1 pseudogene is annotated in these 450 nt (G+C 58.2%); it reads left to right on the top strand.

From position 1 onward, the window contains the following. Positions 1–450, top strand: a pseudogene (locus tag ACTHUE_RS20375) (signal recognition particle-docking protein FtsY); the annotation flags it as partial.

Consider the following 450-nt stretch of genomic DNA (forward strand, 5'->3'; position numbering starts at 1 on the left):
GTGTTGCTGGCGGCAGGCGATACTTTCCGTGCCGCCGCGCGTGAGCAGCTTCAGGCTTGGGGCGAACGCAACAATGTGACCGTGATTTCGCAAACTACGGGCGATTCCGCAGCCGTTTGCTTCGATGCCGTTCAAGCCGCGAAAGCGCGCGGGATCGACATCGTGCTTGCCGATACAGCCGGCCGTCTGCCGACGCAGCTTCATTTGATGGAAGAAATCAAAAAAGTGAAGCGCGTGTTGCAAAAAGCCATGCCTGATGCGCCACATGAAATCATCGTCGTGCTTGATGCCAACATCGGGCAAAACGCCGTCAACCAAGTGAAAGCCTTTGACGAAGCGCTGGGTCTGACCGGCCTGATCGTGACCAAGCTAGACGGTACGGCCAAAGGCGGTATCCTTGCCGCACTTGCCTCCGACTGCCCAGTTCCTGTCCGCTACATCGGCGTAGGC

Source organism: Neisseria sp. P0021.S005 (assembly GCF_051956955.1).